At 38.4% G+C, this 22075-nt stretch carries 20 protein-coding genes and 1 pseudogene; 9 read left to right on the top strand and 12 right to left on the bottom strand.

What is annotated here, in order from left to right; genetic code table 11:
• Window positions 1–11: 11 nt before the first annotated feature.
• The 3 genes from C8270_RS05335 (at window position 12) to C8270_RS05320 (ending at window position 2623) form a co-directional block, all read left to right on the top strand.
• Entirely contained in the window at window positions 12–434 is a 423-nt protein-coding gene (locus C8270_RS05335; protein ID WP_106495837.1) for an SMI1/KNR4 family protein, read from the top strand.
• A 25-nt stretch (window positions 435–459) separates the two neighbouring features.
• Window positions 460–657, top strand: a complete 198-nt coding sequence (locus C8270_RS05330) for an SMI1/KNR4 family protein (protein ID WP_106495836.1) — start codon at window positions 460–462, stop codon at window positions 655–657.
• Window positions 658–1180: 523 nt separating this feature from the next.
• Window positions 1181–2623, top strand: a complete 1443-nt coding sequence (locus C8270_RS05320) for a potassium/proton antiporter (RefSeq protein WP_442785822.1) — start codon at window positions 1181–1183, stop codon at window positions 2621–2623.
• A gap of 73 nt (window positions 2624–2696) precedes the next feature.
• Here C8270_RS05320 and C8270_RS05315 read toward each other — a convergent pair whose 3' ends face one another.
• The gene (locus tag C8270_RS05315) at window positions 2697–3341 is read right to left on the bottom strand and encodes an SDR family oxidoreductase (protein ID WP_106495833.1); all 645 of its coding nucleotides are present in this window, start codon (window positions 3339–3341) and stop codon (window positions 2697–2699) included.
• 353 nt (window positions 3342–3694) lie between these two features.
• Between C8270_RS05315 and C8270_RS05310 the strand changes: the two genes are divergently transcribed.
• The 4 genes from C8270_RS05310 to C8270_RS05295 all read left to right on the top strand — a co-directional run bounded on the left by C8270_RS05310 (window position 3695) and on the right by C8270_RS05295 (window position 8734).
• Window positions 3695–6085: an immune inhibitor A domain-containing protein gene (locus C8270_RS05310; protein WP_106495832.1), complete on the top strand. Its 2391-nt coding sequence runs from the start codon at window positions 3695–3697 to the stop codon at window positions 6083–6085.
• Between the two features lie 110 nt (window positions 6086–6195).
• Window positions 6196–6900, top strand: coding sequence for a DUF4396 domain-containing protein (locus tag C8270_RS05305; protein WP_106498453.1), 705 nt, complete (start codon window positions 6196–6198; stop codon window positions 6898–6900).
• Between the two features lie 243 nt (window positions 6901–7143).
• On the top strand, window positions 7144–8370 hold the full coding sequence (locus tag C8270_RS05300) for a dicarboxylate/amino acid:cation symporter (RefSeq protein WP_106495831.1): 1227 nt from the start codon (window positions 7144–7146) through the stop codon (window positions 8368–8370).
• A 184-nt stretch (window positions 8371–8554) separates the two neighbouring features.
• Window positions 8555–8734 (top strand): H-type small acid-soluble spore protein, encoded by a 180-nt coding sequence (locus C8270_RS05295; protein ID WP_106495830.1) that lies wholly within the window; start codon window positions 8555–8557, stop codon window positions 8732–8734.
• 132 nt (window positions 8735–8866) lie between these two features.
• Here C8270_RS05295 and C8270_RS05290 read toward each other — a convergent pair whose 3' ends face one another.
• The 8 genes from C8270_RS05290 to C8270_RS05260 form a co-directional block, all read right to left on the bottom strand.
• Window positions 8867–9622, bottom strand: a complete 756-nt coding sequence (locus tag C8270_RS05290; protein ID WP_106495829.1) for a hypothetical protein — start codon at window positions 9620–9622, stop codon at window positions 8867–8869.
• Between the two features lie 379 nt (window positions 9623–10001).
• Window positions 10002–10613, bottom strand: coding sequence for a YpjP family protein (locus C8270_RS05285; protein WP_106495828.1), 612 nt, complete (start codon window positions 10611–10613; stop codon window positions 10002–10004).
• A 140-nt stretch (window positions 10614–10753) separates the two neighbouring features.
• On the bottom strand, window positions 10754–11359 hold the full coding sequence (locus C8270_RS05280; RefSeq protein ID WP_106495827.1) for an alpha/beta hydrolase: 606 nt from the start codon (window positions 11357–11359) through the stop codon (window positions 10754–10756).
• Entirely contained in the window at window positions 11328–11519 is a 192-nt protein-coding gene (locus C8270_RS05275) for a hypothetical protein (RefSeq protein ID WP_106495826.1), read from the bottom strand. Before C8270_RS05275 ends, C8270_RS05280 begins: the two co-directional genes overlap by 32 nt.
• Window positions 11520–11581: 62 nt before the next feature.
• Window positions 11582–12571 carry a ring-cleaving dioxygenase gene (locus C8270_RS05270; RefSeq protein WP_106495825.1) on the bottom strand — a complete coding sequence of 330 codons (990 nt, stop codon included), beginning with the start codon at window positions 12569–12571 and terminating at the stop codon, window positions 11582–11584.
• 11 nt (window positions 12572–12582) lie between these two features.
• Complete coding sequence (locus tag C8270_RS19730; RefSeq protein WP_158701597.1) at window positions 12583–13035, bottom strand: hypothetical protein; 453 nt, start codon at window positions 13033–13035, stop codon at window positions 12583–12585.
• A gap of 42 nt (window positions 13036–13077) precedes the next feature.
• Complete coding sequence (locus C8270_RS05265) at window positions 13078–14016, bottom strand: ring-cleaving dioxygenase (RefSeq protein WP_106495824.1); 939 nt, start codon at window positions 14014–14016, stop codon at window positions 13078–13080.
• Window positions 14017–14144: 128 nt separating this feature from the next.
• Window positions 14145–14600: a MarR family winged helix-turn-helix transcriptional regulator gene (locus tag C8270_RS05260; RefSeq protein ID WP_106495823.1), complete on the bottom strand. Its 456-nt coding sequence runs from the start codon at window positions 14598–14600 to the stop codon at window positions 14145–14147.
• 330 nt (window positions 14601–14930) lie between these two features.
• Here C8270_RS05260 and C8270_RS05255 point away from each other — a divergent pair, with 330 nt between their 5' ends.
• On the top strand, window positions 14931–16046 hold the full coding sequence (locus C8270_RS05255) for an IS4 family transposase (RefSeq protein WP_106495822.1): 1116 nt from the start codon (window positions 14931–14933) through the stop codon (window positions 16044–16046).
• A gap of 203 nt (window positions 16047–16249) precedes the next feature.
• On the opposite strand, the gene C8270_RS05250 is transcribed toward C8270_RS05255, so the two are convergent.
• The gene (locus C8270_RS05250) at window positions 16250–17908 is read right to left on the bottom strand and encodes an FAD-binding protein (protein WP_199794644.1); all 1659 of its coding nucleotides are present in this window, start codon (window positions 17906–17908) and stop codon (window positions 16250–16252) included.
• 594 nt (window positions 17909–18502) lie between these two features.
• Between C8270_RS05250 and C8270_RS05245 the strand changes: the two genes are divergently transcribed.
• Window positions 18503–18838 carry a hypothetical protein gene (locus C8270_RS05245; RefSeq protein ID WP_106495820.1) on the top strand — a complete coding sequence of 112 codons (336 nt, stop codon included), beginning with the start codon at window positions 18503–18505 and terminating at the stop codon, window positions 18836–18838.
• A gap of 115 nt (window positions 18839–18953) precedes the next feature.
• Here C8270_RS05245 and C8270_RS05240 read toward each other — a convergent pair whose 3' ends face one another.
• Window positions 18954–19199, bottom strand: coding sequence for a hypothetical protein (locus tag C8270_RS05240; RefSeq protein WP_234028484.1), 246 nt, complete (start codon window positions 19197–19199; stop codon window positions 18954–18956).
• Between the two features lie 518 nt (window positions 19200–19717).
• A pseudogene (locus tag C8270_RS05235) lies at window positions 19718–21131 on the bottom strand (SpoVR family protein).
• Between the last annotated feature and the right edge of the window lie 944 nt (window positions 21132–22075).

Raw genomic sequence — 22075 nt, 5'->3', positions numbered from 1 at the left:
AAGGTGAAATTATGGATGAAATAATACAAAAAATGATTAATATGTATAAAGAAAAAGGAGATTTCTTCGGTTCTGTAGATCAAAAGCGTATTGAATCAGTTGAAACCGAACTTGGTGTCACTTTTCCCTTTCAGTATAAGAATTTTGTTAGTGGCTATGGTTCCGGGGGGGTATGTGGCGTTTACATTTTGGGTATAGAAGGCAATGAAGGAACCTCGGTTATCGAAACTACAAAAAGGTATAGAGAATTGGGTCTAAGAGATGACTTGATTGTAATTGAAGATCTAGGTGAATTTGTAATGTGCAGTGAAACAGGAAACAAGGAAAATATTTTGGATTGGGATCAGGTGCAAAAACAGGAGTCATTTAGATATGAAAATTTTGATGATTATCTTATTGATACATTTCAAGAAGCAATTGATAATTGGGACTAAATAAATTCATTGGTGCTTCCCTTCAATGGGAAGAGCTGAACAAGAATTGGAGATTAAATTTCCCACGGAGTATAAAGAATTCGTAAAAAAGTATGGGTCTGGTGGTATTTGCGGCGTTCAAGTTGAGGGTGTAGAAGGAGCAGACTATGCTTCTGTAGTAGAAAGCACAAAGCGATATAGAGAATTAGGATTACCAATAAAATATATAGTTATTTCCATTTAAGCGAATTTCTAACTCGGTATGTTCCACTTGATAGTCTGTAAATAGTTGTTTGCATAGTTTTATAAGAAGTACTGGTAATAGGTGTATCCATGGTGGTAATATCTGAATTTCTTATTTTTTTCTCTAATTCAACACCTTTATCGAATTCCTTTTTGCTTATTTCGATTGTAGTACTTAAATTTTCTTTTTGCAATTAATTTAGGGTGAAAGGCTACCAATCACCTATTTAACTGGTTTGGTAATCAAGAGGGCATTGTAAAAGACTTTCTATTAGTGATCTGAGTAAAATTAATAATATTCTCGAAATTACTATAAGACGATACATCACTAAATTTGGGAACTACTGAAAAAAGATGTCGGAGAAAGATATCACCCTGATTCTGCTTGAAAATACAGATCCTTTGTATTTCTGCAAAATTCTAGTTATTATTATAGTATAGCTTATATCATGTATGTTTAGCTCATGGAGGGATTGGATAACTTGGATTTAAGCGTTGAAACATTGATTTTTTTATTTTCTGCTATGCTAATTATCGGTGTATTAGCTACTAAATTCTCTTCACGTTTAGGACTACCTTCACTTGTTTTATTCTTACTTTTAGGAATGGCTCTCAATCAATTTATCTTCTTTGAAAACGCGGAATTTGCCCAATTGATTGGGATACTCGCTTTAATTATTATTTTATTCGATGGTGGTGCGCATACAAAATGGGACCACATCCGCCCTGTCATTGGTGCTGCCGGTACTTTAGCAACATTAGGTGTGCTAATTACCACCTTGGTCACCGGACTGGCTGCAATGTATATTCTTGACTTTTCCTTGTTGGAAGGGATGCTATTTGGCGCAATTGTTGGATCGACTGATGCTGCAGCTGTCTTTTCTGTGTTAGGTAATAAAAATATTAAAAAGAAGCTAACCTCTACATTGGAAGCCGAATCCGGTTCAAACGACCCAATGGCTGTTTTCCTCACAATTGCTTTTATTGAAATGATTCAAATACCGGATAGTTCGATTTGGACTGCAATTGGTAATTTCTTTGTGCAAATGGTACTCGGGTTGATCTTTGGACTTATTCTTGGAAAAGTTATTGTTCTAATCATTAACCATATTAAACTAGAAGCAGCAGGGTTATATCCAGTTCTTGCAATGGGGATGGCTATTTTTACATATGTCATTACAGATCTTTTGAGTGGAAGCGGGCTCTTGGCAGTATATGTTATGGCAGTATTTGTCGGCAATAATGATTTAATGTACCGTTTCACCATTTCACGATTTAATGAAGGCTTCTCGTGGATGATGCAAATTGTTATGTTTATTCTACTAGGATTATTGGTATTCCCAGGTCAGTTATTAGACGTAACCTGGCAAGGTATTCTATTATCCATCATCTTAATGTTTGTAGCTCGCCCAATTGCTGTCTTTCTTTGTATGATATTCATGAAATACAATGTAAAAGAACAACTGTTTATCTCATGGTCAGGACTAAAAGGTGCCGTTCCAATCGTCTTGGCTACCTATCCGATCGTTGCAGGTGTTGAGAACAGTCAACTAATCTTCAATGCCGTCTTTTTCGTTGTCTTAATTTCAGCATTGGTTCAGGGAAGTACATTATCCTGGCTTGCTTCCAAGCTGGGACTAACAGGCGGAACAAACAACCAAGACCCACCTAGCATGGAGTTAATCAACCTTGGAAATACCGATTCGGAAATTATGGAAGTGGCAATCACTGTACAGGCTCCATCTGTTAACACATCGTTGATCGATCTTGAGTTACCTGATGATACCTTAATCATTGGTATTGTCCGGGATAACAATCTTGTCACGCCAACAGGAAATTCTGTGATCGAATCCGGTGATACGCTATATGTACTAATCAATAAAAAGATTAGAGAAAAAGCAAAAACAGCTTTGTTAGGAAAGAAGGAAAAGAAAAAGAGGGAAAGAAAACCTAAAAGTACTGGTTAAATGAAGGCATGCATAAGAAAGAGGTTATTAGGGGATGAAGACGACCTACCTAACAACCTCTTGTTTTTTGCGTTTACAGATTTCTTAGTGCTTCGGTAATCTCATGATCTCCTGCTGTGACATCAAAGGACCGTCTAAATGTTTTTTCCTCGGTTAATGCTGCCATAACTGTCCGTGCTACATCTTCACGCGGAATGGATCCTCTCGTTAGGTTTTCAGCGACAGATACATTTCCTGTACCCGGCTCATTCAATAACCCACCAGGGCGTATAATTGTATAGGTTAAATTACTTGCTTCAATCACATTATCTGCGTAATGCTTAGCAACATAATAAGGTCTTAGCTTATCATTCCAGTTTTCTCGATTGTGAGCTTGGAGTGCGCTGACCATTACAAATCGTTTTACTCCTTGCTTTTCAGCAGCCTCAACCGCTTTTGCCGCCCCATCAAGATCAACTAATAATGTTTTGTCTGAACCAGTGCTGCCACCAGATCCTGCAGTAAAAATCACGGCATCACAGCCATCGACAGCAGCAGAAATCTCGTCAACATTCCCTTCCAGATCCGCTACAATCGACTCTACACCTTTATCTTTTAAAACTTCTGCCTGTTCTTCCTTCCGTACCATTGCTTTTACCGTATGCTCATCACTATTATGTAATAGATCAACTAAATATTGACCTATCTGCCCATTTGCACCTATTAACAATACATTCATTTCTATTTCTCCTTTTCGAGTTAGTTAATTCCCTTTATTATTTCAGATTGACAAACGCTATTCAACTAAATGATTTTCTGGCAAAAATCTATCCTCCCCTATTACTTTGATTGTCCACTGTAACCTATTAAGGTAATTTGCTTCTCTTTAGTCCCAAAATTTGTAAAAATACAGTCCTAATAACATAGCAGCAAATAGGCTAATTATACCATTTTTATTTTAAATATTTACAATATTCTATCGCGGTTATATGATAAATACTGGATATTATATTTTGACTATTAGATTTATTCAAACGTCAAAGGGGGAGTAGAACTAGTTTCGGTAAAAATCGAAATAACAGGAGGAATTATATGAAAAAGAAAAAGGGAATTATTCTTTCCACAACCCTAGCACTCTCATTAGGATTTGGAGCGATAAACGTATCGGCATCACCAATAGCCGAAACACCAGATTTATCGTCAAAGGTTTCAGCCGCATCCCACGGCTCACCAGTCGATTTAGGTATTGCAAATGATGATAAATTAATAGAAATGCTAAAAGAAAATGGCAAAATTGCAAGAAACGCTTCACCTGCTGAAGCTGAGGCGGCATTAAGCAAATATTTACAGGCAAAAACCAAAAATGCTAAGGCAACAAAAGATAGCTTGCCAAAAAGTTTAGATGCAAACATGAAATCATCCAATAAAAAACAAAATAATGCGCTAACAAATGGAAAAGGAAATAAACTTGGACATGCCAAGAAGAATAAAGTTGACTCGGTTCAGGAAGAAAACTATAACGGCGAAGTACGTCATGATAACGTTCTCGTTCTTGCAATCGATTTTCCTGACTATGAAAAAAGCTCGATTACAAAAGATGAAACAGACATGTGGTATGAAGATTACACCCATGATCATTTTCAAGATATGATTTTTGGCGAAAATGGTTATGAAGGGCCAAACGGTGAGAATCTTATATCAATGAAGCAATATTATGAACAACAATCAGGTGGCAGTTATACGGTAGATGGAACTGTTGCTGGCTGGTATACCGCAGATCATCCAGCTGCATATTATGGTGGAAATGATCCAGCACCTGATGGCAGTGATGCACGTGCTCGTGAATTAGTATTTGAAGCACTTGAAAAAGCAGGAGAAGATCAGAATGTTGATTTGAGTGAATATGATGTTTGGGATCGTGACGATTATGATGGTGACGGCGTATATGATGAACCAGATGGCATTATTGACCACCTAATGGTTATTCATGCCGGTGTCGGCGAAGAAGCTGGCGGCGGCTCACTTGGCGGCGACGCAATTTGGTCACACCGCTGGAATCTTGGCGGTCTAATTGCAGTACCTGGCGGGGAGTCTGACAGTGATCGTTTTGATGGACAATTGGCTGCATACGATTACACGATTGAACCAGAAGATGGCGCTGCAGGGGTTTTCGCCCATGAATACGGTCATGATTTAGGACTTCCAGATGAATATGACACACAATATACCGGTGAAGGTGAAGCAGTGGCGTATTGGTCACTGATGGCTAGTGGCAGCTGGGCTGGTGATGTCCCTGGTACAGAACCTCCTGGAATGAGCCCGTATGCTAGAGAAATGCTGCAAACATTACATGGTGGCAATTGGTTAAGCGGAACAACATTACATGCCAATGAAATTACAAGTGACGGTACTTCTGTGCTGCTTGATGAAGGGGTAACAAAAGGTACAAACAATGATGCAGTTCGCATTGATTTACCAGGCAAAGTAAATGTAGTAAATACACCAAAAGATGGAGATTTTGAATACTATGGCGGTAAAGGTGATGAGGCCGACCATAAAATGGCGACAACAATTGATTTAACAGGGGCTTCTAATGCAACACTTGATTTCGATGCTTGGTATAACATCGAACAATATTGGGATTATGCCATGGTACAAGTTTCAACAGATGAAGGGGAAACGTGGCAGTCGCTTGCAACATCAAAAACTAGCGATAAGCTAGATCCAAACGGCTACCCAGCAATCCAAGAAAATCTTCCAGGTTACACTGGTTCAAGTGATGGCTGGATTCATGAAACAATTGATTTGAGTGCATATGCAGGCCAAGAAATCCAACTGCAATTCCGCTCTATGACTGATTGGGCAACAAATTTGGATGGGTTTTTTACTGACAATGTTACTGTAACAGCTGATGGCAACGAAGTGTTCTCTGATGGTGCTGAAGCTGATCCGAAATTTACGTTAGATGGCTTTGAAAAACAAGATGGAACATATACAACAGAGCACTACTACCTACTAGAATGGAGATCACACAACGGTGTCGATGAAGGTCTTGCACATATTCGACGCGGTGCAAGTTTAATGTCATATGACCCAGGTTTAGTTGTCTGGTATGTTGATAAGTCTTTTGATAACAACTGGACTGGTGATCACCCTGGGGATGGCTTCCTTGGAGTAGTTGACGCTGACCAACGTGCTGTAAGCTGGAAAGATAAAACGATTGGCTCAACCCGTTATCAATTGCATGATGCGGCATTTACATTTAATAAGTCTAACAAAATGTTCATTGATTACTCTGGTTTACTCGGTTCAACATTAAAAGATAACTACACAAAACGCACACCACTATTTGATGACAGTGCGGATTGGAGTAACCAAGGATTAGTCGATGCCGGCCGTAATGTTCCGGAATATGGATTGAAATTCCGTGTTATCGGTGAAAGCAAAGATGGCTCAGTCGGCGACGTGTTAATTTTTAAATAATATTTTCTGACCTGCCTTTCCTATTAAAAAGGCAGGTTTTTTTATGTTTTAAACCAGTCATCATGGGAATTATATCTACATATGGGATAGAACATGGGAGGGGTGAAATGATGGACTTACTTACTATAATCTCCTGGATTGCCATCCTTTTAGGTATATTGCAAGCAATCATCATCACTATTGACGTTTTCCGGCATCCACAAAAAATGATGCCCATTATGAATATCGTCTGGCCGCTGACCGGGCTATATTTTCCGATTGCAGGGATATGGGCTTATTACCGGCTTGGGCGAAGTAATGGGATGAGTATGGGGCATGAAAACAATCAGGGACAGATGAGCCACCACGATCATATGAATCACCATAATAAGCCTTTTTGGCAAAGTGTTTTCGTATCGACTACCCATTGTAGCAGTGGTTGCTCGCTTGGTGATATGATCGGTGTACCAATTGTGTTTTTTACTGGGTTCACCATTGCTGGTAGTACATTATTCGCCGATTATGCGGTCGAATTTATTCTCGCTTATATTTTTGGCATTGCCTTTCAATATTATGGGATGGGATTTAAAAAACATGATAATCCCGGAAAAGCCATTGCCAATGCAATCAAAGCTGATACCTGGTCATTGATTGCCTTTGAAATAGGGATGTTTGGTTGGATGGCACTGACACATTTTGTATTTTTTATCGAAATGCCTAAGCCAGACACCGCCATCTTCTGGTTTATGATGCAAATTGCCATGATGCTTGGATTCCTAACAAGCTACCCAGCAAATTGGATTTTAGTTAAAAAAGGTATAAAACATGCGATGTAACGGCAGTTTTCGATCGACTACCTGTTCGCTCAAGACTGCTCCCTTTCGTATTATTTTCAGTCATGGCCATTAATTACCTCATCGCACATACACAACAAGCACTGATTTTGACAAACATCGTTAAGTTCTATAGCCTTTAACTATAATTCCTATTAAATTAGTAGGAATACATATATATTAAATTCATAGCTTACTATTAGGATTAACTTTTTAGGGAAACCTACTGCTAAGGGTGGTCATGGCATGAGAAAAATCTGGAGAGGCTATCTTAATGCCTCATTAATTCTAAAAATCACAATCGCACTTATTGTCGGTATTATTGTCGGGTTAGTTTTTGGTAAGGATGCAGCTGTTTTGGCACCATTTGGAGACCTTTTGCTTCATTTGCTTAAATTCCTTATCATCCCGCTTATTTTATTCACTTTAATCGTTGGGGTAAATCAAACCAAAATTAGTGACCTAGGACGAATGGGAGGAAAAGTATTCGTCTATTATTTACTGACATCCGCTTTAGCCATTATCGTTGGCATTGCTGTTGCTAGTATTTTTCAACCTGGGAGCGGAATGACGCTTGATAAAAATGAGAAATTTGATGTCCCGGATAACCCCGGCGTCATCAGTGTTCTGCTAAATATTGTACCAGAAAACATTGTGACTGCATTTAGCGAATTAAACTTATTAGGAATCATTTTCACTGCGCTTGCTTTTGGGATTGCTATTTCCTCATTAAGATCATCAATGTCTTATGGTGAGCTAGGCGAACATGTATATAAAGTCATTGATGGATTGAATGAAGCAACCTTAAGCATTATGAAAGTCGTCCTGCAATACGTACCTATTGGGATTTTTGCTATTATCGCGAAAACGGTTGGCAATCAAGGTGCGGATACATTATTGTCATTGGGTGACATGGTGATGGTTCTCTATGTGGCTTTAATCGTGCAAGTCGGTGTTTACATCATTTTTATGTTACTTGCTAAAATTTCACCTAAAAGGTTTTTTACCCAAGCGCGTACACCAATGATAACCGCTTTTGTCACACAAAGTAGTTCAGGCACACTGCCACTTACGTTGAATGCGGCCAAAGATCTAGGATTATCAAAAAGCTTGTATGGATTTAGTTTACCATTAGGAGCCACGATTAATATGGATGGTGCAGCAATTCGGATCGCTATATCTGCAGTATTTGCTGCTAATATCGTTGGTGACCCGTTAAGTTTTACTGATATGCTACAGGTCGTATTGGTTGGAACGCTGGCATCTGTTGGCACAGCCGGCGTCCCAGGTGCAGGAATTATTATGATTGCAACCGTCTTTGCACAATTAGGCCTGCCAATGGAAGCTGTCGGACTGTTGACTGCAATTGATGCACTTGTTGGAATGGGTTGCACTGCCTTAAATGTGACTGGTGATCTGGTTGGTACTTCAATTATTGATAAAACCGAGACACGGGAAAATAGTGCTTCATGATAGTTAATTCCGCACTTTTCCATGTGTTTAATTACCACCTATATTTTATTCGATTCAACTAAAAATATATACAGCAAGAGAATTCGACCAAGGGTTAAAAATATTCCTCAACTCGAAATCCTTGTTGTATGATTTAATGCGATATCCAAATTAATGTTTAAGCCAACCATTAAGGAGGAACTTTGTGGACAGTCAACGTGCGCAGGAAATAATTGATTCGATTGTTATGATGAATGTGAATTACCATGGTATACCTGTCTATATCAAACAGGTGCACCCTAATCAAGATTTGGCAACGATCTTTCCTCTTGATGAGATGCACCATGAGCAGCAAGTGGATTTAGACGGTTTATTTGAACACTAAGAAAAGCGCAAGCGCCCTTACCGGCTAAGAGTGCGACGTCCTGAGTTTGCGATTACTTGCCGAAAATTTGCCATAAGCATAGGGCGCCTCTCTTCTAAATTTAACCGAACAGTGTCTGGCACTGTTCGGTATTTAATCGGATTTTTTCTGGCCAGCTTCTTGTTTCTGATTCATCATAAATGTTAATGGTTGATCAGACCCCGTAACTAATTTGTAGACAAATGACGATGTAAGTTTATAGCTGTTTTCAATTTTTTCCGCCAAGAAGTTAGTCCTTTCAAACAGTATTGAGCGAAGATGTGTAATTTGCCGTACTGTTTTCTCCATCAGCGCTTCCTGTTTTTCCAAATGATTCAATGTCTTATTTTGATTTTCGTCTTGATTCGCAATTTTACTGGACATTTCCTTGTGGAGGTCAAACAGCTCATTCATTTGGTTTGTAAGTTGCTCGTGGAAGGATTCATATTTTCCTAATTGATTGACAATCTCCTGGTTTGATTGATTGACACTATTTATTTCGTCAAGGACACCCTGTTTTAACATTCCTTCTTCTTCTAACAGACGGTGCAAATCCTTATTATTTTCATCCAACATTGTTAACCACTCCATTGCATTCCTTTCAAACTTCTCATGCTGCAGATTACATTCTTTTAATGCATGTAACTGATTGCCTACCTCTTCCCATTCTTTTACCTGTGTGTGCTTCTGTTGCTGGTACAGAAATTCAAGTTCATGAAAGGATCGGAATAGCGAATCGTTCATTTTCTGTTGCGATTTTACCAATTCCTTAAAGTAATCGATTTTAAAAAAACGTTGGTTCGGTTCCTTGATACTCCTCTGGTTCATAAAAACATCCGGGTGTTCCCCTTTGTTCATGAATAACCCCATGTATAGTCACTTCCCGTTAGTGTGTTTATAAGTATATCTTATGCGTGTAACAAATACTTGGGACATATGACCGAGGAAAGGAACTGGAATTGGGTCATCGCCTAAACATAAGAAAAGCGCAAGCGCCCGTTTAGCAACGTACAAACTGGAGCACTCCGCAATGAGATAAAGGAAACACGGCGAGGTACGAGCCGATGTTGACTTATCGTAGTGGAGGAGTGTGAAGTTTGCTAGTTGCTGGGCGCTGGAGCTAGACATGGCCTACTTTGCTATAAGTATAATAGCGCCTCTAATTTTATACTTTCTTATTCATTAAAAAAGTGCCATGTTAGTCGCAGACATTTGTCTACGTCCTATACATGGCACTTTAAAATTTCTCCTAAGCCATCCACTTAGGCGGCGTATTTTTATCCCAGTAAATTTCACCGATTTCATGATGCATTTCAAAGTTATCATTGCTTAAATGATAATGAAAATTAAACCAGTATCCTTCTAATGGTCGATTATCACGTCTAACGTGGAATCTGGCTACATCCTTTTTTGTCCGCTCATCATAGATATTGAAAATCTTTTCCCCAGATCCTTGTGATGGATGTTCCGTGATTGCTAAGTATGAGGCATTGCCCTCGCCAGCTTTCTCTAGTATTATTTCCAAAACAGACTCCATATGCGGTAAAATTTCGGCTTCAAAGTCATCTTCAACTTGTCCAACAATTCTAGGTCCTAACTTTGTAATTGTTTGCTCTTTTGCCTTTTCCGTTATGATATGAACATAATTACGTTCAAAATTGTCATCATTATTTGTTGGCGTGAGGGCTATCTCATCTTCGTCTGAAACAGATGTAAGCACGTCCTGATTAACATCCGCATCAGGCGAAACAGCTTCATTATTTTCCTCAGCATTGGTATTTAGATAGGTTGGCGGGACATATAATCCCAAAGTCATAATGGCGATAAGAACAACGGATACTTTTCTCATCCAACGTTTCATGTAAAAATCTCCCCGTATAAGTGCTTTCTTATATTTTACCACGTTGATGAGACATGTCTATAATATTTTTAATATTTAACAAAATGGTAACAATTTAGTAAAAATTTTTACATAGCCTTTTTTCCTCAAACTAATCAACTTTATAAAGTTAAATACCAGTTTCTAGCAGCTTCAACTTCGCCACCTGTTAATTGATGTCCCTTATTTTCCCAGTGTAATTCAACTTTTGCACCCGCACCTTCTAACAAGGACAATAATTCTTCAGACTCCTGCGATGAACAAATTGGATCATTTGTACCCGCCGCAATAAATACATGTTTACCTGTTAAATCCGGCAAATTGATGCCTCTTCTCGGAACCATTGGATGATGCAGGATTGCTCCTTTTAAAGCATCCTGATAATGGAACAGTAAGCTTGCTGCGATATTCGCACCGTTTGAATAGCCGATTGCAAGAATATTATTACGGTCGAACGTATACTTTTCAGCCGCTTCATCCAGAAACGTATTCAATTCATTTGTACGGTAAACCAAATCCTCCTCGTCAAATACACCCTCTGCTAACCTTTTAAAAAAGCGTGGCATTCCGTTCTCCGATACATTTCCTCTTACACTTAAAACATTTGCATCTGAATCAATCATTTCTGTAAGCGGAAGAAGATCCTGCTCCGTGCCTCCAGTCCCATGCAATAAAAGTAATGTCGGTTTGGATGGATCATTTCCTTTTTGAAATATATGTTTCATCATTTACTCCCCTTATTCTATTTGTCTGATAAGCTGTTTTCGTATTTTTTGTTGCCTTCTGCGCCGCTGCTCGGGCGATATCTCGTGTTACTCGGGCCGTATGTGCCGTAACTCGGGCGGTAAGCCGTGCACCCCCGAACTGTATTGCGACTGCCTGCAGCATCAGTCTCTTATTCTCATCAAAAATACAATAATCTTATAAAAAAGCAGCCTTCTAATATCTGATCATTCATCTTCATATTCCTTTTCAAATTCTTTCGTACTTCTCACAGTATCGATTGGACGGACTTGGTTTTCGATTATTTCACGTTTTGATTCGAAAAATGGTGGCAATGCTAATTTCTCACCTAGTGTTTCGTAAGGTTCATCACCCATAAATCCAGGACCGTCTGTCGCGATTTCAAACAGGATTTGCGGGTAAACATTGGTATACAATGATCCAAAATAATATCTCTCCACATAGCCAGAATTTGGCAAACGAAATCCTTGCATTCGTTTCATCCACTCATCCAACTCCGCACGATCCGCTGCCCGAAATGCTGCATGGTGAACTGTACCATATCCTTGTCGTGCACGAGGAAGGACTGTATTATACTCAACAATGACTTGTGCACCATTTCCTCCCTCACCCACTTCAAATAGGTGGAAAGAATCCTCTTGATCAATTTCCTTAAATAGGAGAACTTTTTCCATCAGTTCTTTAAAGTAATCAATATTATCCACACGAACAAAAATTGGCCCTAATCCTGTAATCGCATATTCTAAAGGGATTGGTCCCTTTTGCCATGGTGTACCAGCAGGAACGCCTTTATTGTTTTCGTCTGAAATCAGTTGGTACCCTTGATCATCAAAATCAACAAATGAAAGTGTCTTTTTCCCGAATTGCTCTTTGATTCCGGTATGTTTTACTTCTAGGCGATCAAACCGTTTCACCCAATAGTCTAATGCCCGGTCATCCGGAATGCGGAAAGAAGTTTTGGCAATCTCATTCGTGCCATGTACACCTTTTGGAATTCCAGGGAAATCAAAGAAGGTCATATCTGTTCCCGGGTTCCCTGCATCATCGGCGAAAAATAAGTGATACGTTTGAATATCGTCCTGGTTCACTGTTTTTTTAACTAAACGCATGCCTAATACATACGTGAAAAATTCATAGATCTTTTCTGCACTACTCGTAATTGCCGTTACGTGATGCATTCCTTTTAAGTCGTTCATTCTTATTCCTCCTAGCGTAATCTTAAATTCGTTCTTGATTTCTCCATTAGCCTAGAGTGGGGGCAATGCTCCGGGACGATGTTCTCTTCCTGGCGCCGATGTTCCTCGCATTCGGGACGATGTTTTCGTCCTGGCGCCGATGTTCCTCGCATTCGGGACGATGTTTTCGCTCTGGCGCCGATGTTCCCCGCATTCGGGACGATGTTTTCGCTCTGCCGCCGATGTTCCTCGCATTCGGGACGATGTTTTCGCTCTGGCGCCGATGTTTCCCGCATTCGGGACGATGTTTTTGCTCTGGCGCCGATGTTTCCCGCATTCGGGACGATGTTTTCGCTCTGGCGCCGATGTTCCTCGCATTCGGGACGATGTTTTCGCTCTGGCGCCGATGTTTCCGAGAAAACGTTACAAATGAGTATTTTTACTGTGTCGCATCTTATATCAGCTACGAAATTAAAAAGCAACAAATGTTACGGTGGAAAGAGCTTTATGAAATCATCATCCTTTAATCAATCTAATTCTCTTACCTTAATTGGTATCAAGCTACTTTCGAGACGCTCTCTATTTTTTTCAAACTGTACAGGCAACATTAACTTCTCACCCATTGTTTCTTGAGATTCATCCAGTGCAAAGCCAGGGGGATCGGTTGCAATTTCAAAGAGAATTTTTCCGTGCTCTCTAAAGTAGACGGCATTAAAATAATTCCTATCCTTCACAGGAGTTACACCATACCCATTTGCTTTAATATATTTCTGCCAATCCAATTGATCATTGTCATCGGTAGCTCTCCATGCGATGTGATGAACGGTTCCGATACCCATTTGACCTCTCCCAGACGTAATTGCTTTTAGGTCAATTATATTTCCAATGTCAGCCGAAGAACGGAAACGAATAAAGTCACCCTCTTCACCAATTCGTTCAAGTCCCATCACGTTTTCAAGCAAATCTGCTGTTTTATTTGGTTGTGCAGAGAATAGCGTTGCACCACCGAATCCTTTAATCGCTACTTCCGGATTTACATCGCCAAATGTCCAGGAATTGACCTCCCCTTTTTCTCGCTCAACAATTTCCAAATGGAGACCGTGCGTATCGTCAAATTGCAAATACTCCTCACCAAACCGTTCTATTTTAGTGAACGAAATATTAAACTTCACTAATCTAGCCTCCCAGAAACTCAAAGCGCCTTTAGGAACAACATAAGAGGTAACGCCTACCTGCCCATCACCAATCTTTCCTTGACGAGCTCCCGCCCACGGGAAAAATGTAATAATCGAACCCGGTTTACCACCTTCATTACCAAAATATAGATGGTACGTATCTGGATCATCAAAATTTACTGTTTGTTTCACTAAACGTAAGCCTAAAACCCCTGCATAAAAATCTACATTTTCTTGTGGATGACCTACAATTGCTGAGATGTGATGGATTCCACTTGTTTTTTTAGTCATTTCATTTCACCCCTATTCTATAAGTTGGATCTTCCTATATTGTCTCGGATTCGAGATGTTTATAAAAAATAATTGTTACTATTTACTTCGGTTTAATATATTATGAAACCGAGATAATTACTAAAAAATTAAACACCCTGTGCGTGAAATCCTAACTTTTTCAACTGTTGAATCATAATCTTTTTCTCATCCGCATCTAAACCAGCTACTATTTCTTGGATAGCCAATTTATGTTTAGGAAAGACATCATTCATTAATTCAGTTCCGGCTGCTGTTATTGTTGCATATGTGATACGGCGATCCTTGGGACAAGGTCTTCTCTTCAGCAAATTTTTCTTCTCTAATTTATCCACCACATACGTAATGCTGCTACTTGCAATTAACACCTTTTGACCAATTTTTTGTATTGGTTGATCACCTTTACTGTAAATCAATTCAAGAACAGCAAATTCAGTTGGGTTTAATCCTAAACACTTTATATCTTCTTCAACACGTTTTTTTATTGATTCTAAAGTGCGAGTTAGAACAACAAATAACTTTAGAGACAATTCCTCTTCTTGTTGATTTTTGTTCTGATCGTCCATAATTACCATTCCTTTTTATTATCTCGAATTCGAGGTAATTATACAATTAATTATTTTCTTGTGTCAACTACTTACGTTCCCCAGAACAATATTAACGATTATATCAGATGGCTGCTTTCGCATTGTTTGTCGCTTTGAGCCACGCAGACCATCCCTATGTAGGGAAGTTTTTATACTTTCTTATCTTTTCACTAGCGTTGCATTAATTATATCTAATAATAAAAAATATTGGTAATGTTCAATTTTTGACTGTATAGACAACAAAAAATCCTTTATAATGAATAGGTCAGGTGGTTTTCCTGTCCAAATCCAATATAAAGGACCAACAACATGGACAAGAATACACCAAAATCAGCATTTGGTAAATGGATTGCACCTATAAATACTAAAAATCTTTTTAATCAAGTTAAAAACTTAAATCAAGATAGCTATACCAAAAAACTTACGACTGAAGCCTACATTAAACTGATGCTCTATGCACAAGTACATGAAACGGAAGGGCTCCAAGCATTAAGTGACGCTTTATTGGATGCAGATTTTCAGAAAGCTGTTGGTTTTGAATCAATTAGCGCATCACAGCTTTCCCGAAAGAATAAAGAAATCGACCCATCCATACTAGCGACCCTGTTTTCCGATCTTGTGCAGCAGATACGTGGATATCACAATAAGGCCTACAAGAATTTGCCATTAAAAATTATCGATTCTAGCACCTTGCCTCTTAACCTAACCAATTATAAGTGGGCAAAGTTCCGTAAAACAAAGGCTGGTGTGAAACTACATTTACGACTCGTTTTCATGGATAAAGATACAGTCTATCCTGAGAAAGCTGAGATCACAGTGGCGAAAGAACATGATCGTAATCAGCTTGAAGTTCTCGTTGATGACAAGGAAGCCATGTACGTCTTTGATCGCGGCTATGTGGATTACGAACGATTTGACAGGATGACAGACGAAGGATACTTCTTTGCATCCAGAATAAAGAAAAATGCCGTCATTCGTGAAGTATGTTCCTTTTCCGTTCCAGCTGAATCATCGGTTCTATCTGACAGAATGGTTTACATAGGATCCACACAAAATCGGTGCGAAAACGTATTTCGTCTTCTTGAAGTGATGGATACGAAGGGAAACATCCTTCGATTAATCACGAATCGATTTGACTTGGAACCACAAGAAATTAGTGATATTTATCGATCACGCTGGGCAATCGAATTATTTTTCAAATGGTTAAAGCAGCACGTGGAAATCAAACATTTTTACGGAATGAGTGAAACAGCGTTACAAAATCAAATCTATATTGCGCTCATCACCTATTGTTTGCATGTGCTCATCCAACTGGAAACGAAAAGCAAAAAATCACTGCTTCGAATTACTCGTTGGTTAAAGGCCGCGTTATGGAAACCAGCTTACATTTGGCTACATCGTTTTGAAAACAAGACAGTACCGTAATAAATGATATTGTCGTAGGTTGTATTAATTTGTATTAATTGTATAATTTTACCAGATGGACAGAGCCACCTTTAATTGGACTTTGACTTTTTGGCAAAAATTACAGAAATAATGTTTACAGAACATTTTGATTATATTTATGCAACGCTAGTGTTATCTTTTAAGAAAAACACTTGCGATTTTCTGTGTGGTTTGCAAGTGTTTTAGTTACCCCTACAATGAAGTGCTGCAATATGTCCAAATGTCATACCAGGTCCAATTGTTGCACCGGGTCCTGGGTAAGATTCCCCCATAACAGCAGCAGAACAGTTGCCACAAGCATACAATCCTTTGATTGAGGTTCCGTCCTCTCTTAAAACACGGGCATATTTGTCAATTGCGACGCCACCCTTTGTTCCAATATCGCCTGGATACACTTTTAAAGCATAAAACGGACCCTTATTGATTTCATCAAGATTTGGATTTTTCAAAGTCGGGTCGCCGTAATATCTGTCATGAGGTGTCTCTCCTCTATTGAAATCCAAATCTTTGCCTGTTTTTGCAAAACCATTATAACGTTCAACTGTTTTCATCAAATTCCCTTTTGGCATATTCAATTTTCCTTCTAATTCAGTAATGCTGTTCCCCTTTAAAACAATGTCATGTTCGTAATATTCTTTTGGGAAATCCTGCCCTGGGAACAAACCTGCAAAAAGATGTCTTTTCTTTGCTTTATGGTCTAAAATAATCCAGGAATGAATTGCTTTTCCGTTTGTTTTATCGTTATGTTCATACATTTTATCAACGAATTCGTGATAAGGTGTTGGTTCGTTTATATATCGATTTCCGTCGTGGTCCGTAATAATCATAGAAGGAATCGCTCTATCCGCTACTAAGAAGAAAGGTTTTCCTTCATGGTCAATAATAGACGGTGCACCCCACACCTTATTCATAAAGCCAAGGCTTGCACCTAATTTAGTTGTCGGGTCCAATATATCCCCTGTTTGTCCTTCAGGTGAAGAAGTCCATGCTTTATCAGTAGGAGACGGAAGATATTTCTTTCGGTATTCTTGATTTTTTGAAAAACCACCCGAAGCAAATATAACACCTTTATTCGCTTTAACAGTTGTTTCCTTTCCATCTTTTAGAATTTTAACTCCGGTAACTTTATCATTTTCAACAATATAATCAAGAAATGGGCTATTTAACCAAAGTTCCCCGTTTAATTCCTTATAAGTTAAAGCAAGTCTTCCGATTAACGCTTGCCCTAAAGCAGAATAACGAATTTTAAAGATCAAATAGTTAATCAATCTCCATCCCAAAGATAAACTTCTTAATCTCCCCTTCCAGGTTCGGGTAATCATGTTGACATGACGAAAATCTTGTCCTGTCATAACGAATCCTTTTGTATCTACAGTCGGTGGTTTCAACAATTCTCTCCAATCGCCAAGTTTATTAAGGTTAAAAATTAAAGGTTCAATTGAGCGTCCTTCCCCTTTGCCACCTTCTAAATGAGGATAATAATCAGAATAATCCTTTGCATAGGAAAACCTCATATGTTTTGATGTTTCATGTAGATAATCAAGCATTTCGATTCCTCGTTTTAAATAAGTTTCTTTCATTTCGTCTGAAACTTTATCTCCAACGGTTGAATCCAAATATTTCTTCGCCTCTTCAAAACTATCATCCGATCCCGCTTCGATTAAATATCGGTTATTCGGCACCCAAACGCCTCCGCCAGAAAGGGCTGAAGCTCCACCAAAATAGTTTTCCTTTTCAATTAAAATAGTTTTCAAATTTTCTTTTGCACCTGTTATTGCCGCAGAAAAACCAGATGCTCCTGAACCCACTACAACCAAATCATATTCAAAATCCCAATTCATCAAATTCACCGCCTAATTATTTAAACTATTCCTTTTTAACTATAGGTTTCTTCCCTATTATAAATTATGAATAGATTACTATTTATAGAACTTAAAACAATAAATATACCTTTATGCGGTAATAGTACAATAGTGAGTAGGCAAACATACATAAACCGTCCTTATCATTCCGTCATTGGCATTGTAAATATTTCAATCTTCTGCGTTAGATTCATCATTTGTGCCCGCCATTGTACCAGTCTTCAGACAAATGATGCTATAATAAGATTAATTAGCTAATTACTAGGGAGGTAATTGGTTGGATCATTCACTTAATGATATCATTAAAGGAATTATTCTAGTATACAATCAATCAGGTGTAATCTGAAAAGTTACAAAAGCAAAGCACTTTGGAAAATCACACTTAGAAAAACGTAAAAGAAGGATTGAGTTACCACAAGACTGGTCTCTTGAAGATTATAAAAACCATATATTGAATATAATGAATGGGAAGAATAATGATGTTCACTTATACTTTTTGCCAACATTCACTCAGAACTATTTTGCCAATAACCGGGGTTACACCTATCTCGGGAAAGTAAAGGATGTATGGAAATGAGCAAATATAAACAAGACATTCTTAATTACGGTGATGATGTTAATGATTTGGATTCCAGTCCATTTGAAAGTCTGCGGATGTTACATGACAGAACAAACATTTATGAGGTTCAAAGTAAATTAGATTTTGAAGAAAAAATCTTGCTAGGATATTACGATTTAAAGCTAATTGAAAATGCAAAGGAAATGGTTAACCACCTTCGAAATGTATATGACTTTAAATTATCGGAAGAAAATAATATCCCTAATGAACAATGGTGGTGGCACCTGGATAAAATTGCTGAAGGCATGGTCAATTTCGGTGTTTCGACCGACAAAGGAAAGGCAATTTAATTGGAACTGCGAACAGTGTCGTTCATTTGAGAGCATTTTATTTTCGTTCCCAAAGTTTACTTGCAACTCGACAAGCAACAGCCCATCATCAGCACTTAGTTTCATGCGCGCCCCCTTATTCCTGCAAGAATTGCTCAATAACTTCTGCATTCTCATTGGAGGTGTGGAAGATATAAAGCCCTTTTTCAGGGTTTTGTTTATGGATTTTTTTATACACGCGCCAAGCATCCATGTTCTCATAGAAATCAGATATTACTGCCATTTCATTGATTGTCCTAACCTTATTTTCAGATGTTGTATTAAAAGCCTCAACTATTACTATTCGGTTTGGAACATTTTCACGAACTTTGGACCATCTCATAACAACACCTCCGATACAAATTTATCTTTAATCACATTATTCGAAAGGTGGTTGAAGAGAATATGAGGAGAGATCTAGAATGAGAGGATGCCTTTTTCCCGATAGCCTTTATACGCTTCCAAAAGATCCGAATGCATCAAGGGTTAAAATTCGTGCCCTCCATGCCTATTGCAAAAAACATGGAAAAAAACCAAGTCATTTAACACAAGGTGAGATGGAGCAATTTCTTGTTCTGTCGAGATGACACCTTAATTCTTAAGCCAATTACTACATGGTGCGCGGATATTCCCGCTCCTTTCTTTTCAAACAAATACAAATCTTCCCACTGCACAAGCTCGTTACGTATAAGTGTGGTGCAAATAACATCACTGAAAAGTTTGTGGTGAATTATATATGCCATCTTATATTTTACCCCCTTCAGAAATACCCTCTCAACTATATATTTAATCCGTTAACCCCATCATGCAAACAGTTATATAAGGAAGCAGAATGACATCATCATCCCGCTCCCTTTATTCTTACATATACCGACGATGAACCTTATTCCCATCATACGAATAGAGAATCTGCTTATCCTCCACGTACGTTTCCATATACACAGTCCGACCCCATAACTGATAAATATAAGGCAGAACATTTTCCAAATAATGAAGGTCCAATTCAATTCCCTCATAACCATGTACTAAATAAAGATCACCATTCTTTAAATAATCCCCATTTTCAACACTTATATATGGAAATCCGCCATTTACCCTCATGGAAATAAGTTGATCTCTTACTTTCATAATCTTTCTCCGTAATTTGGTAATTGCTGCCCTTCTTTTCAAACAAATACATATCTTCCCGCTGCACAAGCTCTTTGGTTAAATAATTTCGGATAAATGAAATATCCGACTCAACCTCTCGTACTTCAAACATTTTTTCTCTCCCTGATCCGGGTTCCACACCGAAGCGTTTCATTTCCTCTGTCGGATTATTGAAACGTTCTTCGATGTCCTCGAACATTTTTACACCAAGGTAATAGGGATTGATTTGCGTCTTGGACGGCTGCACAACCCCAGCGTTCAGTGTAGCGAATTCAACCGTTTCATTTGTCGTTAAATCCATTTCACGTAATATCCGCTGATGCCAATACGAAGCCCAGCCTTCGTTCATGATTTTTGTTTCCAATTGCGGCCAAAAATAGAGCATTTCCTCACGCATCATCGTTAAAATATCACGTTGCCAGTCCTCCAGTTCACGACTGTGCTCTTCGATAAATAACAACAGATCCTTTTCCGGCTGTGGTGGGAACTTTTTTTTCGCTTTATCTGTCAGGGGCTTTTCATTCGCTTCTTTTTTATCCAAATCCCATAAATCATCATACGGTGTTCTAACCACTGTTTTTGTTGTTTCTTCTCCCTCATCGGTCTCATAGGAGGCTAATTTTGGTCTGACGATCGATGGGTCAATATGTTCTTGAATGGACAGCACCGCATCCAGAAAACGCTCTACTTCATCCTTTCCATACATCATTTCATAGCTTTCAATTCGTTCTGCCGTTGCTGTCATACTCTCCACCATATCTCTTCTTGTATTGGAAAAACGAGCATTGTTTTTGAAAAAATCGCAGTGGGCAAGTACATGGGCAATGATTAGTTTATTTTGAATGAGGCTATTCGTATCAAGTAAGAAGGCATAACAAGGGTTCGAGTTAATAACAAGCTCGTATATCTGACTTAAGCCAAGGTCATAATGCAGCTTCATTTTATGAAACTGTTTGCCGAAACTCCAGTGGCTAAATCGAGTCAGCATACCATATGCACCAAATGTATAAATAATATCGGCAGGACAAATTTCATATCGCATTGGATAAAAATCAAGGCCAAAGTCAGAGGCAATCTCCGTAATTTCATCAATCGCACGTGTGAGCGCCTTTGTTTCCGTCGTCAATATGATCCCTCCAAGTGTGCTTTTTATAGTTTATGAGCAATGATGGGAATCATGAACTAAGAATATTTTTGTTAACCAGGTCTAGAAGGATGAAACCACGCTATTCTTTTTTCCAAATTCCTTCCACAAATACTGTGCTTCTGCGAGTTCGGCTAGTACTATCCTAGGATCGTATCCATAATGTGCGTTTATTAATCCGATGCGTCATGATAGTAAACATATCGCTTTTCATCATTATCAGGGGAGAGTAGGAGTTGCTTTGAAGTTTGTACAAGCAATTTATTTGTGGTTTTATGCTACTACCTCCATTTAGCCTAATTATTTTTCAATATTGTTTTGTATTTTGTTATATATACTTGTTTTGGATGATTTGTTTGGTCTGATTAAAATAATTCTAATCTTCCTTCTTTTACTAATCCTGAAAGATACATTCTTGTAATAGAGTCCGGCTTTCTGTTTAACAAGTTACTTAACTCTTTTAGTGTAAGTGGATTAATGTCACGAAGGCTTAATATCAATTCATTCATTTGACTTGGATTTATCCGATGCTTTTTTCTTGCTATAGATGCAATTGGTATTCACTTAATAGCTGTTGTTGCATTTTTTCGACCGTGCCATCTTGATACTGACTATGTATGGAAGCTATTAAATTAAGATCCTCCAGATTTTGAAAGAGAAATTGAAGTTTAAGGATCCTAAATGTGTACAGTGTATGAAACCAATTTTACATATTGCTGATGAAACTTACGTAAGCAGAAATACTGTTTATCGTATTCAAAGTGATTTAAAAGGCGAGTCAATTTCATGTTTGGAAATAAGGAATAAAATAACCGGTTACTTAGTTTGACAAGAAATATACTATGATTACTGATTTATCAACACGAATAGTTTTCGCCCTCCTCAAAACAGTGTAACTTTATTATTTTATTGTACCTGCAGCACAC

The organism is Lentibacillus sp. Marseille-P4043 (genome assembly GCF_900258515.1).
Classification (GTDB): Bacteria; Bacillota; Bacilli; order Bacillales; family Amphibacillaceae; genus Lentibacillus_C.
This window is presented reverse-complemented; position numbering and strand designations above follow the sequence as displayed.